The 16,471-nt window shown below is 57.3% G+C and carries 15 protein-coding genes; 3 read left to right on the top strand and 12 right to left on the bottom strand.

All coding sequences use genetic code 11. The annotated features are described in order from the left end of the window. Positions 1 to 138 precede the first annotated feature (138 nt). Complete coding sequence (locus tag Y5S_RS10720) at positions 139 to 504, top strand: hypothetical protein (protein WP_035232898.1); 366 nt, start codon at positions 139 to 141, stop codon at positions 502 to 504. 85 nt (positions 505 to 589) lie between these two features. Here Y5S_RS10720 and Y5S_RS10715 read toward each other — a convergent pair whose 3' ends face one another. Together Y5S_RS10715 and Y5S_RS10710 are read right to left on the bottom strand one after the other, a co-directional pair. After that, positions 590 to 1,186, bottom strand: coding sequence for a DUF998 domain-containing protein (locus Y5S_RS10715; RefSeq protein WP_035232896.1), 597 nt, complete (start codon positions 1,184 to 1,186; stop codon positions 590 to 592). Positions 1,187 to 1,321: 135 nt separating this feature from the next. Continuing rightward, entirely contained in the window at positions 1,322 to 1,954 is a 633-nt protein-coding gene (locus Y5S_RS10710) for a TetR/AcrR family transcriptional regulator (RefSeq protein ID WP_035232894.1), read from the bottom strand. Positions 1,955 to 2,031: 77 nt separating this feature from the next. Here Y5S_RS10710 and Y5S_RS10705 point away from each other — a divergent pair, with 77 nt between their 5' ends. Beyond that, positions 2,032 to 3,387, top strand: a complete 1,356-nt coding sequence (locus Y5S_RS10705) for a flavin monoamine oxidase family protein (protein ID WP_035232892.1) — start codon at positions 2,032 to 2,034, stop codon at positions 3,385 to 3,387. Positions 3,388 to 3,451: 64 nt separating this feature from the next. Here Y5S_RS10705 and Y5S_RS10700 read toward each other — a convergent pair whose 3' ends face one another. From Y5S_RS10700 to Y5S_RS10655, 10 genes are all read right to left on the bottom strand, one after another. Beyond that, the gene (locus Y5S_RS10700) at positions 3,452 to 4,504 is read right to left on the bottom strand and encodes an NAD(P)-dependent alcohol dehydrogenase (protein ID WP_035232890.1); all 1,053 of its coding nucleotides are present in this window, start codon (positions 4,502 to 4,504) and stop codon (positions 3,452 to 3,454) included. A gap of 324 nt (positions 4,505 to 4,828) precedes the next feature. After that, positions 4,829 to 5,353, bottom strand: coding sequence for a zf-TFIIB domain-containing protein (locus Y5S_RS10695; RefSeq protein WP_035232888.1), 525 nt, complete (start codon positions 5,351 to 5,353; stop codon positions 4,829 to 4,831). Between the two features lie 151 nt (positions 5,354 to 5,504). Next, a complete protein-coding gene (locus Y5S_RS10690) occupies positions 5,505 to 6,485 on the bottom strand; it encodes a transposase (RefSeq protein WP_035232886.1) in 981 nt (326 codons plus the stop codon). Beyond that, positions 6,482 to 6,655, bottom strand: coding sequence for a hypothetical protein (locus Y5S_RS19870; protein WP_407921417.1), 174 nt, complete (start codon positions 6,653 to 6,655; stop codon positions 6,482 to 6,484). The genes Y5S_RS10690 and Y5S_RS19870 overlap by 4 nt, the downstream gene beginning before the upstream one ends. A gap of 692 nt (positions 6,656 to 7,347) precedes the next feature. Then, a complete protein-coding gene (locus Y5S_RS10680) occupies positions 7,348 to 8,610 on the bottom strand; it encodes an abortive infection family protein (RefSeq protein WP_035232882.1) in 1,263 nt (420 codons plus the stop codon). A gap of 140 nt (positions 8,611 to 8,750) precedes the next feature. Next, positions 8,751 to 9,428 carry an NYN domain-containing protein gene (locus tag Y5S_RS10675; protein WP_035232880.1) on the bottom strand — a complete coding sequence of 226 codons (678 nt, stop codon included), beginning with the start codon at positions 9,426 to 9,428 and terminating at the stop codon, positions 8,751 to 8,753. A 149-nt stretch (positions 9,429 to 9,577) separates the two neighbouring features. After that, the gene (locus tag Y5S_RS10670; RefSeq protein WP_035232877.1) at positions 9,578 to 12,721 is read right to left on the bottom strand and encodes an efflux RND transporter permease subunit; all 3,144 of its coding nucleotides are present in this window, start codon (positions 12,719 to 12,721) and stop codon (positions 9,578 to 9,580) included. 12 nt (positions 12,722 to 12,733) lie between these two features. Then, positions 12,734 to 13,969 (bottom strand): efflux RND transporter periplasmic adaptor subunit, encoded by a 1,236-nt coding sequence (locus Y5S_RS10665; protein ID WP_035232875.1) that lies wholly within the window; start codon positions 13,967 to 13,969, stop codon positions 12,734 to 12,736. Positions 13,970 to 14,075: 106 nt separating this feature from the next. Beyond that, entirely contained in the window at positions 14,076 to 15,326 is a 1,251-nt protein-coding gene (locus Y5S_RS10660; protein ID WP_035232873.1) for a TolC family protein, read from the bottom strand. Positions 15,327 to 15,413: 87 nt separating this feature from the next. Then, positions 15,414 to 15,725: a hypothetical protein gene (locus Y5S_RS10655; RefSeq protein ID WP_035232871.1), complete on the bottom strand. Its 312-nt coding sequence runs from the start codon at positions 15,723 to 15,725 to the stop codon at positions 15,414 to 15,416. Between the two features lie 140 nt (positions 15,726 to 15,865). Here Y5S_RS10655 and Y5S_RS10650 point away from each other — a divergent pair, with 140 nt between their 5' ends. Next, a complete protein-coding gene (locus tag Y5S_RS10650; protein ID WP_035232870.1) occupies positions 15,866 to 16,288 on the top strand; it encodes a PaaI family thioesterase in 423 nt (140 codons plus the stop codon). Positions 16,289 to 16,471: the final 183 nt, after the last annotated feature.

Below are 16,471 nucleotides of genomic sequence, written 5' to 3'. Positions count from 1 at the left end.
GTAACGGGCCCGCCAAACGCGTCTTTTGAGCTCGCACAGCCTCCGTCAGAAAGTCCATCAGCGCATGAATCACGCCACGGCATTGCAGCGTTGCAGAAGTTTTTTTAGGCTTCAGGTTTTCCACCACAAAGAATCCCTATGCGCGCCCTCACCCTTGCTTCAATCCTGCTGAGCACATTGGCTTCTGCTGCCCATGCCGAACAGGACTGCCAGCTCGACATCCTGCACAGCGCCATTGGCGATACCCACAGCTTCAATCTGAAAGTGACCTGCGCGGGAAACTACAACACCTTGACCTATCTGCTGCGCAGCAAAACCGAAAAGAACGGCGTTACCCGCATCGACAGCGAAAGTGGCGACTTTCTTATTCGGGGGGACAGCAAAACCACCGGTGCCATTGAGCTGAATCTGCAAGAGGGCGACAAGGTAAGCGTAGAAGCACGAATTGTGCAGGCCTGCGAAGTGCTAGGGGAAACCACCCTGGAATACCAGCATCAACCTTGATGCAAGGCCAGCATAGCCTCCCCGTAGCCTTATCCGTTTGTCCTGGTTTTTTTGAACATCAGATGCCGGTGCGCCAGGCCTGATTTCAGGAAACAATGAAGCAAGAAAAACCGAACAGCCAAAGAATCTGACATCCATAACTCAGCCTTTGATAAAGGCCTGGAACCGTTTTCGCGCTGAACGCCTGAGCCAGCTTATACGAAAAACCAATACAGCCGAGAATGCAGATTGCTGAAAAAATCCTGAGATAAGAGGGATAAAAATCCGAGCAAATCACTATTGCTGGAGCAACAATTAACGAAATCAGCATCACCACGCCCGACCAAGAATGAATCTGACAGCTAAGTGACGGTTCCGTTGTATAGGGATCTGCATCCATAGGGAACCATCCGCAAATCCATGTGCACAGGCCGTGAACCATTACCATCACGCCGATGAAAATAGTGAGCACATGGGGGGCAAACTCGCTGACCAGATAATAGCCAAACGCGATAAAAAGAAAGCCTAGCGGGTAGTTATTAATCGCTGGCGATAATTTTTGTACCGGGCTGTCAAAGGCACCCAGTTCACTACAGAACTGCCGGGAATGACTGTAGTTCGGATAGAATAATGAGGCGACAAACACACCCAAAACGATCCAGATTGAAGCGGCAATACCGGCGTACTGCATTAAACCATCCATTACTCATCCTTCTTGATTAAACAACTGAGGCCTGTCGAAGATCGGAGGCGCCCCAATCAGCGCATGATGATCCACTGGTTTTTCCCGATGGCCTTCAGCTCCAACTTTGTGGCTTTGATGCTGCCCTTCACAGGGTTACAAACCCGCAATCAATGCGCGCACCGTGGCCAGCTTGATCACCTCCGGGTCACCCCATGGATACTCAGGGATGGTGATCAGATTCAACGCCACCCCCTGCATGCCGCACATCAGTACATTCTGTTTTTCATCCGGATCTCCCTCGCCAATCACACCAAGCTTCTGCGCCTCCACCACGGCCTGGCGGAATACCTGCAAGCTTTGCTGAATGCCGGAGCTGTCGACGAAGTAACTGTCTCCTTCAGCCTGGGGCTGGTCCTGGATCAGGAAAATCGCGCGGTAATCGTCTGGTCGCAACAGCCAGAAGTCCACAAACGTCAGACACATGGCTTCCAGCCGTTCGGCCGGTTCGGAACGCTCATAGCACTGCTGCAGCAACGCAATCAACTCAGCAAAGATCTCCCCCCAGATATGCAGCAGCAACTGGCGCTTGCCGGGGAATAACTTGTACAGCGCCCCCGGCGAGCAACCCGCCAGCGTGGCGACCTTGCGCATGGAGACACCGTGATAGCCCTCATCGGCAAACAAGGTGCGCGCCGCATCAATAATCATCTGGCGGCCGTCAGCGGCCTGTTTCAGGCTGCGGGGCGGACGGCCACGGCGAGTGGTTTTCGAAGTCGTTGAAGTCATGGCTTGATTTTAGTGAACGCGTTTACTAAATTAAAGACCCTGCACTCAAAAATATACCGAGCAAGAGCGAGAACACCATGAACCATACTGATCCGGAGCAGGATGTCATCATTGTTGGTGCCGGCCTCGCCGGGCTCAAGGCTGCTCTTGAGTTGAAGCAAGCCGGCAAACGGGTACGGGTACTGGAAGCGCGTGATCGGGTTGGTGGGCGCTCCATGCCTGGTGAAATCGCCGGGCAAACTATCGATCTGGGCGGTCAATGGGTGGGCCCGCAGCAGACCCTGCTACTGGAGCAGGCCAGTGCGCTCGGTGTCAAAACCTTGCCCCAGCATACCGCTGGCGCCAGCATTCTTTCCCTTGATGGCAAACGCAGCACCTACAAATCAGACATCCCCAAGCTCCCATTTCTGTCACTCATGGAGCTAGCCCTGCTGGAGCGTCGCTGGAACAAGGAAATGCGCAGCCTGCCAGACAGCGCAGAACCCTGGCTGGCCGCCAAAGCCGAACAGTGGGACTCGCACACCCTGGAAAGCTGGATTCTCAAACATGTGCACACCCGCGGCGCTCGTGAGTTCGCACGCACCATCACCCGAGCGGTACTTTGCGCCGAACCTCGCCAGGTATCCTACCTGTGCTTCCTTGAATACCTGCGTCAGGGAAAAAGCCTTGAGACCCTGATTGGCACTGAGGGAGGCGCACAGCAGGACAAGTTTGCCGGCGGGGCCTGGCAGATCCCGCATCGCATGGCAGAGCAACTGGGCGACGCTGTTGTTCTCGACTCGCCAGTACAAGGCGTCGAGCAACATCACGATAGCGTCAGCGTGAGCAGTAACGGCAAGATCTATCGTGCCCACCACCTGATCATGGCCGTTCCGCCGGTACTGGCCGCCAAGATTCAATATAACCAGCCGCTTCCCTCCAAGCGCAGCGCACTGCTCGAGCGCATGCCCATGGGATCAGTCATCAAGATCCATGTGGCCTACGAACGTCCGTTCTGGCGTCAGCGCGGACTCAACGGTGCCGTAGTCAGTAACGATCGCGCTTTCAATGTCGTGTTCGACCAGTCACTGGATGATGACGGCATGGGCGTACTGGTGGGCTTCATGGATGCCGACCACGCCATCGCCATGAGCGCTACCGATGAAGCCACCCGGCGCCAGCAGGCCATCACCGATCTGGTTCACTACTTCGGGCAGGAGGCAGCCAACCCCATCGCCTATGTGGAACAGGACTGGACAAAAGAACCATGGAGTCGCGGCTGTTATGTGGCTCACACAGCCCCCGGCGTCATCACCTCCTTTGGTGATACCCTGCGCGAGCCCTGTGGGCGAATTCACTGGGCCGGAACCGAAACCGCAACGCAATGGTGCGGCTATCTGGATGGCGCCCTGCAATCAGGCATTCGCGCAGCCCGCGAAGTTCTTGAACGATAACGCCCTACTGCCACAAAACAAAAACGGGGCCTGAATGGCCCCGTTGTTTTCCGCTCAGCAGACGTTAATCCGCTACCGCCAGGCTGGACATGTCCATCACATAACGGTGGGCAATATCGCCTTTCGCCATCACGGTGTAGGCATCATTCACCTCATCCGGGCGAATGATTTCACAGACCGGGTGGATATTGTGCTCTGCACAGAAGTTGAGCACTTCCTGGGTTTCCTTGATACCACCAATCAGTGAGCCCGCCACGCGGCGACGGCCAAAGATCATCGGGGCCGAAGCAAAGTCGTCCATGTCACCTACCTGCCCCACAATTACCAGCGTGCCATCCACATCCAGCAGCGGCAGGTAAGGCTTCAGGTCGTGACGTACCGGCACAGTGTCGAGAATCAAATCCAGTGAGGCGGCAGCCGCTTTCATCGCTCCACGATCAGTGGACACCAACACGCCTTTAGCTCCCAGCCCTTCCGCTTCCTCTGCCTTGCGAGCAGAGCGACTCAGTACCGTCACCTCTGCACCCATGGCCACCGCCAACTTCACCGCCATATGGCCAAGGCCGCCGAGACCAATCACCCCTACCCGGCTTCCCTTGCCCACGTTCCAGGTGCGCAGTGGAGAAAACGTGGTAATCCCCGCACACAGAATCGGAGCGGCACGGGACGGATCCAGCGCCTCTGGCAAGCGCAGCACAAACTCTTCACGCACTACAATATGCTTGGAATAGCCGCCCTGTGTTATCTCACCATCAATGCGATCCGGCGCACCGTAAGTCGGGGTCATACCATTGCGACAGTACTGCTCTTCACCATGATCGCACTGATCACAGGCCTGGCAGCTGTCGACCATGCAGCCCACGCCCACATTGTCGCCCACCTGGTAACGGGTCACTTGCGGGCCCACGTCAATCACCCGCCCAATGATCTCGTGGCCGGGTACCAGCGGATAATGCTGTTTGCCCCAGTCACCGTTCACCGTATGCAAATCGGAATGACATATCCCGCTGTACAAAATTTCGATGGCCACATCATTGCCACGCAAGTCGCGTCGCTCAAAATGATAAGGCTGCATGTGGGCATCGGAGGAAAAAGCCGCGTAACCGACGGTTTTCATAAACTCTCCCGGGAATGGATTTCAGGGGTAACAATAACGACGGCGCCGTGAACACCGCGCCAGAGAGGACACCATGATAAGGGAGTAATAGGCAAGCGTGGGCACCGGATACTGTCGATTTCTTGCCGGATTCTGCAGAATTCGCCGCTATTCACCATCCATCAGGGGAAGGCCAGCAACTCAAGGCAGGACTCCGAGCCCGCTGACGACGATATTCATATTCTCGCCGGGCCAGAGAACCTGCCTTGACAAAAGCCTCCACGTCACAAGTGGTAGACCTTTCCATTTGTCTGCGTCGTGTATTTCCGTTTGTTCAAAAACGCGCTATTCCATCAAATTAATAAGCCGATTAATGAAGATATTAATGAAATCGAAATAGGCCGGACCCTCGCGCAGGCTCTGTTTTTCTTTTTCAGCATAGTCCGCCTCAATCTGGCGGAGCAGATCCTGGTACTGCCCAGAATCCCGCGCCGCAATGTCCTGCCAACGCTCCATGTAAATCTGCAACGTCTCCAGCTCCCCAGAATCCAGCCATACGCCATGACCATCTGGGCAGGCATTCACAATGACACCGGAATTGGTCTGGTAATTAGAAGCAGGTAGCGCAAGGCTGCAGACCCGACAGGTCAATTCCCGCTCACGCTCTTCAGCAGGAACCCCTTTCCCGCCCAGTGACGCCAACGTCTTCTCAATCACATTTGCAGACCAGGAGGCATCTCTGGTCTCAACGATTTCCGTGAGCTCGCCAAAATCCAGCCATACGCCGGAGCACGTTCCACAGACGTCGATCTCCACACCTTCATAGTGCGTTGGGGCCATGCCACCACAACCGTTAATACACTCAACCATTCTTATTCCCCCTTAATCAGATCACAGCTTATAACAGCTAAGCGCCATGCTCTGTAAGCCATCTCTTACACCGAGGCGATTCACCACACATCGACGGGCAGGGGCTTAGTCTGGGACACGCATGATTTTCAAGAACTCCGACTTATTGTCCTCAACAAACCATCTGACTCTGACCCGCAACCCAACGACGTCCCGTGTGCGCCGCATACTCTTTCAGCCTCACCACGCTTCCTACTGCCACCGGCAACCTTTTCCGTCTAGGCCTCATATGCTGTAGCCAGACAGATTCATTAATACCAAGCCGGTTTAAAATATCTGCAGCCTCAAGGGAAACCGCTCCGCGTTTGTCATGACGGATCGAGCGACCTGTACTGTCCACAATCACCAGATAGTCCATCAATCGGAACCGAAAAACCGTTTCATTATCATCGGCCTCAACATGCGTATCATCCACCAGCGGCAATAACCGTGGTGTCTGGCTCTGCTTGCCAGTGCCGCTGATCGCGCTTGTCCGCTGCTGAATGGAGGTATAGTCAGATTCCTCCGGCGTCGCCGCCATCGCTGCCCTGACAGGGTTCAGATCCACATACGCCATGCACTGCAGCACCGCCTTTTCATCCAGCAGCGCCTGGCACTTGTAACGCCCTTCCCAGAAGCGCCCCTTACAGCAGTCTTCTTCATTGGCACGACGGGCCAGATACTCATTCAGACACTTCATAAACCACCCAAGATCATAAAGCCGCTCTCGCCACAGCCCGATGATTTCAAGCGCCTTAAGTGTTTCACCCCCTTCTGTCTGCCCGGACAACCAGCGCTTTACCACCTCCGGGCCACGAAACAACTGCATCCATCGCTCAGCGACCTCAGTGTCGCCCCAGCCGCTTGCCTGTTTCTCATTGATACGGACAACAACATGATAGTGGTTGGACATCACCGCATAGGCACAGAGATCGATGGCGAACACCTCACCCAACACCGCAAGGCGATCCACCACCCACTGGCGGCGATGCTCATAATCCTGGCCGGAATAGTGGTCCCGACCACACAGAAACGCCCGCCGCACACAGCGACAGATACAGTGATAGTAAGACGTGGAATCCAGCGATACCTGGGTATAACGCGCACGCGTCATGGAGCGCCTCCTTGCTTATCCATGACACAACAATACTGGCGGCGATGCTCATAATCCTGGCCGGAATAGTGGTCCCGACCACACAGAAACGCCCGCCGCACACAGCGACAGATACAGTGATAGTAAGACGTGGAATCCAGCGATACCTGGGTATAACGCGCACGAGTCATGGAGCGCCTCCTTGCTTATCCATGACACAACAATACTGACCAAACAATCAGCACACCATCAGAGATCAATCATTCATGGCGTAGGAGATCCGCCAATTTATGGGTGTCCCTTATTTTGATCAGGCGTCCCTATTTCCCGCGCTGGGTATAACTCGCACGGGTCATGGAACGCCTCCTTGCTTATCCATGACCCCACAATGCTGACCAAACAATCAGCGCAACATCAGAGATCAATCATTCATGGCGTAGGAGATCCGCCAATTTATGGGTGTCCCTTATTTCGTTAACCCCAAAATCATTATCAGAGAACCAAAACCAGACTCAATATATTTTTTATAAACTCCGGACGCTTTCTTGGTAGATAAAAACAGGATCACGCAAGAAAACCATGCTGAAGCCACGCCCAACACGACAAGAAGCATTAAAGAAAGCAAATAAAAATTGGATGGCCAAGGCCCCTGCGATCAGGGGCCCGGTAACGCCGCACAAGGCCCTGTCAGCAATCCGCCCAGCGACCCCATCCCCGCCCGCTACCGGGACGCGCGCGGCGGCATCAATCTTGAGCAGATCAGACGAGACCAGTTGCACGCCCGGCAGGAGTGGCTTCGGGCGGTGGTGCGGAGCATGAAAGCCTTGTGGAGGCGTTGAGAAATGGTGGGGCACCACGGGGCGAGACCTGCCTCTCATGTTCGCTATTGGTCGTTGCTATCGAGAGGCTGCGCCTTCGCTTCCCGGTGACGATATGTATCCGCAACGAAATCAATGAAGGCCACAGCAGACGCAACCGCTAACCTCGCATGACGAGGCTGTAAACCGCGGTGCTGGCCATCTCGGCCGTGCCCGGTGCCGTAAAGTCCCCGCAACTGTGCGAGATTGTGCGTCAGTTGCGTAAGGTTACGCAGGATAAGACGGATATTATCCACGCCCTTGGCTTGATCTGATACACCCTCCGGAACAAGCTGCAGCTCCTTGACCAGCAGCTTTGTGAGGCAGCCCAAGTCCGCGGACCTAGAAAACTCCACCCGGCGCTTGGTCAGGATGGTTTTACAACAGGACTCCACAAGCTCCTTAGCCGTACCTATGGCTAGCTCTGGGTCGCTGTCTACGGCGCGTTCCAGACGTTCGATCGCCTTGGCCATCCATCCTGCGTCCAAAGCATCAGCCACTGTGTGCGCACGCGACACCGCACGCGGTCCGTAGTGGGTGAGTTCGCGGTAGGAGAAGCGCGGTCGCCCCCCGATACGTTCTTCCTCGAAAATCTCACAGCCAGCCTGTCGCAATTGGTCATTAAAATCGGAAACAAGCTTGAGCGCCTCGTTCCGATCCGGACGTATGACCGGATGCACAGTCTCACAGAGGAACCGTAGGAAGGTATCTGCGGGGCCGTTGATCAACTGAAAACGGTCGTCGGCGAACACCCAATCCCGCTCCCAATCCTCGTTGTTGATGCAGTGCTGCCAAATGTCACCTGCCGCGTCCTTAAATCGGTTGTCGAGCGACGGTAACTTCTGGAGATCGTAGAGCCTGCTAAGGAACTCCACCTCATCCAGCTGGCCGTGCCAAATCACATTTTCCAGCCGAAATCCGTCGAAGATATTTAGCCGAGTCTGGCGCGGCACGGTAAAAGGTTTTCCGCGCCAATCTGTATTGCGCTCTCGTGCAGGTACGATCTTGGCGGAGTACCAATCTTGGGTCTCTTGTTCTACGACCGTCTTCAGCCGCGCCGTAATCTGTTCTTCCAGCTGCGTTCGCCGGGAGCCGAAGCGCGCGTACTCCACGGCTGGCACCTCTAAGTACACGTCCCATAAGTCGGTGCCACCGTTCCAGTTGTCGTAGCCCGTCAGCTCAGCACGGGCTGGATATGCACGGACAATATGGGCGGCCTCCTGCATACCCTCCGCCTGGAGCAAGGCATTTACCGTAGCCAGCGCCGACTCCAGCTGTTGTGTCTCCATTCCCTTCTCAACCTCGAATCACTAGGGTTACCAAGGATCAGTGTAGCCCTGGGAGGCTTCCTCTGTCAGGGCGCCTAACACTGCATTCACCGGCTTGTCCTGAGGGTCAAAAGGGTCAGGCCTTGCCCCGTGCGTATTCATTACCAATATTCAGGCTTCATCACGGGCTTTTTGCCCGTTGCAACTACCTCAGGAAGATGGCTTTCCCTCAGCTCAATATCCGTAATGTGTGATCGAGTCCAATCACAATACTGGCTCAACTGTTTATTTGGGGGCCTGCCACTACCTGATCCACGAACCGGTATCACTGTACCCAAAACCAGAGACGTACCAAAATCATCTCTGATTGCCTTTAGCGCTGGCGCCAAATCCGTATCGTTCGACACAAAGACCAACTGTTTAGCCAGACCTTTGGAAGCATCTCGATATGCTTCCAGTGCGATATTCACATCTGTCTGCTTTTCTTCCAGCCGCCACACATCGACACGGTCCGTTTTATCTGGCGGCTGCTTGAATTTGAGCAACCGCGCCTTCTCAAGACTGTAGTAGCCTTTGATAATATCGATTTCGTCGGGATAACGGACACAGAGAGCCCGGTGATAAGCCTGCTGCGCGTGCTGGGCGGCAGCACCGTTGGATGCGACTTTGGATTTGATATCGGCAGTGAAGAACTTGATTTTCACCAGTTCGGAGTGAGGGTTCTGGACATGAAGTATCTGGTCTGCCAGTAGCGCTTTCAGATCCAGCCATTTATCCTCTGAATGTTTCAGACAGCCGTAGAACAGGTTATACCCGTCCACGTAAATTATTGTTTTCAAAGCATATCCTTATGCCAAAAATGAAAAAACCGCCAATAAGGCGGTTTTTCCGCCCCAAGCAAACATCAACTTAATGATGCCTGCGAGGGGTGAGTCGTAGCTTTATTATCGGACTGGCATTCCAGGCCGTCAAGCCAGTAACTGACTCTTTATCCTTTCAACTCCTCAACCCTCCTTTTCGAAAACACCCCATAAAGACTCGGCAACACCAACAACGTCAACGCCGTGGCTGACACCAGCCCACCCACAATCACCACCGCCAGCGGCCTTTGCACTTCACTGCCCACTCCGGTGGCCAGCAACATGGGAATCAGCCCCAGCATGGAGGTGAGTGCGGTCATCAGCACCGGGCGCAACCGTGAAACCGCACCTTCGAAGATGGCTACATCCAATGCTTCCCCATCGCGCAGCCGATGATTAATGGCTTCCACCATCACCACCCCATTGAGCACCGCCACCCCGAACAGGGTGATAAAGCCCACGGAGCTGGGCACAGACAGGTACTGGCCGCTGATGGCTAATGCGAGGATGCCGCCGATCAGGGCCAATGGAACATTCACCAAAATTAGGGCGGCCTGGGCCACGGAGCCGAAGGCGAAGTAGAGCAACAGGGCGATAAGGCCGACGGCCACAGGTACCACCATGGCGAGGCGCTGCTGGGCCCGCTGCTGGTTTTCGTATTGGCCGCCGATGTCCACGCTGTAGCCGGGGGGCAGATCCACTTCGCTGTCGATGGCTTGCTGGATGTCGGTGACAACCGAGCCCATGTCACGCCCGGCCACGTTGGCCTGGATGACCACCCGGCGCTGCACGTCGTCGCGGCTGATCTGCGGAGGGCCGGACACCAGATCGACGTCTGCCACATCCATGAGCCGCACCCAGGCGCCGTCTGCTGCCTTTAAGCGCAGGTTGCGAATGGCTTCCGCATTGTTGCGGGCATCCTGTTCCAGGCGCACATAGATGTCGTAGCGTTCGTTACCGTTAATCACCTGCCCGGCGCTACCGCCGCCCAGGCCGTTGCTGACCAGATCCATGACCTGATTGACGCTAAGGCCGTAACGACTGAGGGCGTTGCGGTCCGGGGTGACCACCAGCTGGGCTTCCCCGGCGATCTGTTCCAGTTGCACATCAGTGGCACCATCGACTTCTTTCACTGCCTGGGTAATCGCTTCGCCTTTTTCCTGCAACACAGTGAGATCCGGGCCAAACAGTTTGATGGCCAGTTGCGCTTTCACGCCGGAAAGCAGTTCGTCCACGCGCATGGCGATGGGCTGGGAAAAGTTGAGCAGCAGGCCGGGATGGACCGCCAGTTTTTGCTGGATTTTTTCCTGCAGCTCCAGACGTGTGCTGGCGCTTTCCCATTCGCTGACCGGCTTCAGGCCGATATAGATTTCCACGTTGCTCACCGGCTCCGGATCGCCACCGATTTCAGCGCGTCCGACCCGGCTGAGCGCGTAGGTGACTTCCGGGAAGGTCATGATTTCTTTCTCCAGCTTTTCACCCACTTCCAATGCGGTATCGAGACTGGAAGACGGCGCCAGGGTCACGCGCAGGGCCAGGGTACCCTCTTCCAGTACCGGCACGAATTCGGTGCCGATGAAGGGAGTGGTGGCCAACGCCAAGGCGAACAGACCTACCGCGCCACCGATGACGGCCTTGCGGGCCTGCATGGCTTTAGCCAGCAGCTTTCGATAACGGGCTTCCAGCCACTGCATGAGTTTGTTGGGCTTTTCTTCCACGCCGTGACGGAACAGAAAACCGGCCAGGGCGGGCACCACGATCAGTGCCACCAGCACGGCGGCGGCCATGGCGAGCATGATGCTGATGGCCATGGGCACGAACATCTTGGCCTCTACCCCTTCGAAGGCAAACAGGGGTAGAAACACCACCAGGATAATGCTGGCCGCGAAGAACACCGGCCGCGCCACTTCCTGGCCAGCGTCTTTCACCCGCAGGGCGATACCGCCTTGTGCATCGTGACTGCCTTCTACGCGGCTCAGGTGTTTGAAGATGTTTTCCACCATCACCACCGAACCATCCACCAGCATGCCGATGGCCACGGCCAGTCCGCCCAGGGACATGAGGTTGGCGGACATGTCGAAGCTGGTCATGGCCAGCAGGGCGAGCCCAATGGAGAGGGGAATGGACAGCAGCACCAGCACGGTGGCGCGCAGATTCATCAGGAACAAGGCCAGCACGATGACGATAAATACGAACGCCAGCAGCAAGGCGGTGACCACGGTGCTGACGGCTTTTTCCACCAGGTCCGCTTGATCGTAGAACACCTGAAATTCCACCCCGTCGGGCAGGGCCTGCTGGATGCGCGCTTCCCGTGCCTTGATGCCATCGATGGTGGCCTTGGTGTTGGCGCCCATGCGCTTGAGCACGATGCCCGCCACTACTTCGCCCAATGCTTCCGGTTCGCCATTGGCGTCGCGGCGGGTCATGGTGAGCGCGCCTTGGCGGATCTCGCCGCCGAATTCCACCTTGGCCACATCGCTGACGCGCACCTGGGTGCCGTCCACTTCGCGCAGGGGAATGGCGGCGATGTCTTGCAGGCCCTGCTCACCGCTGCCCACCCAGCCCATGCCACGAATCACCAGTTGCTCGGCACCGCGATCCAGATACCAGCCACCGGCATTACGGTTGTTGGCGGCGATGGCGTCCATGACCTGTTGCAGGGTCAGGTCGTAGGCGAGCAGACGGGTGGGGTTCACGTTGACTTGATACTGGCGCACTTCCCCGCCGTAGCTGAGCACATCGGTGACACCGCCCACGGGCATGAGTAGCAGCTTTACTACCCAGTCGTTGAGGCTGCGCAGTTGCATGGCATCGATGTTGGCGCCGGGTTTGGCGGTGAGCAGGTATTGATAGACCTGCCCGAGGCCGGAGGTGTTGGGGCCCATCTCCGGGGTGCCGACGCCCTCGGGAATATCTTCCCGCGCTGCCTGCAAACGTTCGAACACCAGCTGGCGGGCGAAGTAGATATCGGTGCCGTCTTCGAACACCACGGTGACGATGGACAGGCCGGTCTTGGAAATGGAACGTACCTCGGCCACCTGGGGCAGCGCGTACATCACCGCCTCGATGGGATAGGTGATCAACTGCTCCACTTCTTCGGCGGCCAGCCCTTCCGCTTCGGTGTTGACCTGCACCTGCACGTTGGTCACGTCCGGGAAGGCATCCAGCTTCAGGTTGGGCAATTGCCAGCCGATCACTCCCACGGTGATCACCAGCAGCAACAACACAATCAGACGGTTGGTCACCGCCCAATCGACAATACGATTAAACATGGCAGTGATCCTTTAGTGGTTGTGAATGTCGAAACCGGACTTGGCCATTTCACTGGCCAGGAAGAACGCGCCGCGCGTGACGACGCGGGTGCCCGGTTCGATGCCGCTAACGATGCGTTGCTCACTAAGTTGACCGGTGAGTTCGATTTCCACCGGCTGGTACTGGCCCGGCGCCTCTTCCACAAACAATTGCCAGTCCCCATCGGGGCCACGGGTGAGGGCCTCTTCCGGTACGGTGAGCGCGTTCTCCGGTGCCGACAGTGACAACGCCACATCGGCGAACATGCCGGGGTGCAACAGGTGCCCGGCGTTGGGCACCGCCACACGTACCGACAAGGTTCGCGTGACCGGGTTAAGGCGGTGGCCGGACTGGATCACTTCGCCTTCTACAGTCGCATCACCGATGAGCAGCCGCGCAGCAGTGCCGGTGGGAATGTGCAGGCCTGGGCTGGGCGGCAGCGCCGCTTCGGCCCACAGTTCGGATTCATCCACCAGGGTGACCAGTTCGCTACCGGCGGTGAGCCACTGGCCTTGCTGGAAGGCATCTTCCAGCACCAACCCTTCATCCGGAGCGGTAAGGGTGTAGATGCCCTTTTCGCTTTTGCCACTTTCGATGGCGCGGATGGCGGCGTCATCCAGTCCATAACCCTTGGCGCGGGCACGCAGGGACTGGTACTGGCTTTGCGCATCCAGATAGCGCTGGTTGCCCACGGTGCGTCGGCCCAGATTATTGACCCGTCGCCAGGCATCGGCGGCCACCTGCAGTTCACTTTGCAGTTCCGCCATGGCCGGACTGAACAGGGTGGCAATGGGCTCCCCTTTTTTCATGTGCTGGCCCAGGGAGGCGCTGCGCGATTGCACCTGGGAATCGATGCGCACCGGCACCACCCAGGTGCGGTACTGGTTGCTGGTGATTTCCGCCGGGACGGTGAGAGTTTGGGTGGCGTTCTGTTGCGGCTGCAGAGTGACGACCTGCAGGTTGAGCATGGCTTGCTGTTCGGGCGTAAGGGTTACGCCCGATTCCTCTTGCTCGCCGTGTTCGTCCTGATGATCATGCGAGGGTGCATTGTCGTCATGATTATCGTGGGCGTCATGATCATCATGGTTTTCCTGCGCGTGGGATTCACTTTTTGCCGGCGCAGCATCATGGTCATGGCCGTGATCGTCTTCGCCCCATGCGGGGAAGGACAGGGTTGCCAGCAGGGCGATCGCCAGCGGCGTTTTTCTGAAAGTCATTTTGGTTTTCATAAAAAATTTCCCATTTTTTATGTAGGAGCGGCGCTTGAGCCGCGAAGCGTTACACGGCATGCAGTGCCAATTTCTTCGCGGCTCAAGCGCCGCTCCTACAAAACAATTAATCCGCCAGTGCGGCTAACCACTCATCCAGCTGGGCGCTTTGCTGGAGCCAGTCGATCCAGGCTTGCTGCATGGCTTCGCGCAGGGCGATGCCGGACAGGCGGGTGTCGAGGCTCTGATTGAGCGCCAGCAGGTAGTTCTGGGTGGTGAGCTCGCCCTGTTGCCAGACACGTTTGAGCAGGGCGTCGTTATCGCTCAACGAGGGTTGCGCCAGTTGCTGCCAGTTGTCCCAGCGCTGCTGTTGTTGCTGCGCGTTGTCGAGCGCGCCTTGCAGGCGGGCGCTGATATCGTTGCGGGTTTTCTCCAGCAGGGCACGGCGGGCATCGCTGTCGGCCAGTGCCTGTTGGTAGGCAGGCTTGTCGGTGTTGAAGAATTTCAGCGGCAAGCTGAGGTCCACGCCCCACAGGTTGTCGTCACCCTCCTTGCCCACGTACACCCCCAGGGAAGGGTCGGCATTACGCTGCTTGTTGGCGATGGTGACGCCCTGCTCGGCCAACGCCAGTTGCTGTTCCGCCAGCTGCAGATCGTAGTTGGCTGGCAGGCGCACATCGGGCGAGCCCGTGACGGCACCCGCTGAAGTGAAGCCGTCCTGTGGCAACCCATAGGCGGGAGCGGACAACGCCATCACTTCGCGCAACCGGGTTTGTGCCCGGGTGGCACTGGCTTCCGCTTCGGCCAGCGATTGCTGGGCCTGCCCCACCGATAGCAGGGTGAGGCTGGCATCCACCTGCCCCACATCACCGGCCTGCTGGCGACGACGGATCAGTTCGGTGAGTTCGGTGAGCTGCTGCTCCTGCTGGCGGGCGGCCTGCAATCGTGCCTGGGCGGCATCCCAGGCGACCAATGCCTGAAGCGATTGCGCCAACAGATCGGCCCGCGCCTTTTGCGCACGCAGGTCCGCCAGCGTCTGACGCACAGCACTGACATCGCGACTGGCCCGCGCCTTGCCAGACCAGTCCAGAGTCTGACTGAGGCCCACGGTCTGGGTGACCTCGGCACTGTCTTCATAGTTGATATTGAGATTGGGGTTATAGAGCGGTTGCTCTGCCCCACGGCTTTCTGCCAGCCACTGCTCTCGCCGTGCCTGGATGGCACGGCTGGCGGGCAACTGCTGGACTTGCTGGCGCACCCATTGCGCCCATTGCGATTGCGCTGCTGAATGCTGATCGACAGTCGCGCTGGCGGCCAATGGCGCGCCACACAGTACGGTCAGCATGACACTGACACGCACGAGGTAACGGCTTCCCATGGGAAGTCTCCTGATAATTCAGACACGATGAATCACAGTGAACGACCCGACACGGGACACATCACTGCAAACGAAACGTCAGAACGATCAGGCGATAGGAGGGCGGAACGGGGATTCCGGGGGGGCGTCGGGAAGATCCGGGCGCCAGCCGAGCAGCGCGGTGACTGGCGCTGGCTGTCGTGCAGGCGGGCAATCCACACCAGCCATGAAGCCGTGGCACTGGCAGCAGTGCTCTGCGCCCTGGTCCAACACATCCAGTTGGACGCGCTCCTGCTGGTGGCTGTCATCACTCAGGGACTGGGCATAGTCTGCCCCGGCATCATGTTCATGATGCACGGCATCGAGCACCAGCACGTGGGTGCAGATGATCAGCAGCAATGTCCAGACCAGTGATTTCATGGATTCGCCAATGTGGGGTGAGGGGCTATCTTCGACATCATTGAGACTCAGGTCAAGCGAAGAGGTTCCCAGCGGTCATTCACAGCACAGCGGAATGCAGGCAGAGTGTCTCCCGCTCATTTCACTGAAGGAGAAATGCCATGAGCCGCCTTGATGTTGTTCGCGACGATGTGCTTGCCCATCCGCTGCACCGTGCCTGCGAACTGGAACTGCTGCACGCCGCTGAGGGCACCAGTGAACTACGATTCCAGGTGAACGACTTTACTGCCAGCCCACTGGGCACACTGCATGGCGGCATTCTCTATGCGCTGATGGACGTCAGCTGCTTCTTTGCGGCGGCATCGTTACTCAATGACGATCAAGCGCCGGTGACGGTGGAAACCCACAGCAGCGTGCTGCGTGCCGCCAAGAAAAACGAGTCGGTTTTATTGCGCGCCAGGACAGATCGAATTGGCCGCACACTGGCCGCCATGCGGACAGAAGCCTTTGCCGTGAATGAGGCAGGAGAAGAGCGTCTGATCGCCACCGGATCAGTGACTAAATCCATCTTGAAAACGGCCTGAAAACCCTATTTTTTACCCGTATTTTTGCATTGCTACCGACCGACGGTTGGCGGGGCTGCATGACTGGGTCTGTCACGGCCGGGCAATGAATTGTTTCCCCCTTTTTGCAGGCGTATCGTTCAGGTAAGGCCGACGATTTGATCGGTCGTTCATTCAGTGTGCCGGCAGGATGCCAGCACTGCC

This window comes from Alcanivorax nanhaiticus, assembly GCF_000756665.1.
In the GTDB taxonomy this organism is placed as follows: domain Bacteria; phylum Pseudomonadota; class Gammaproteobacteria; order Pseudomonadales; family Alcanivoracaceae; genus Alcanivorax; species Alcanivorax nanhaiticus.
This window is presented reverse-complemented; position numbering and strand designations above follow the sequence as displayed.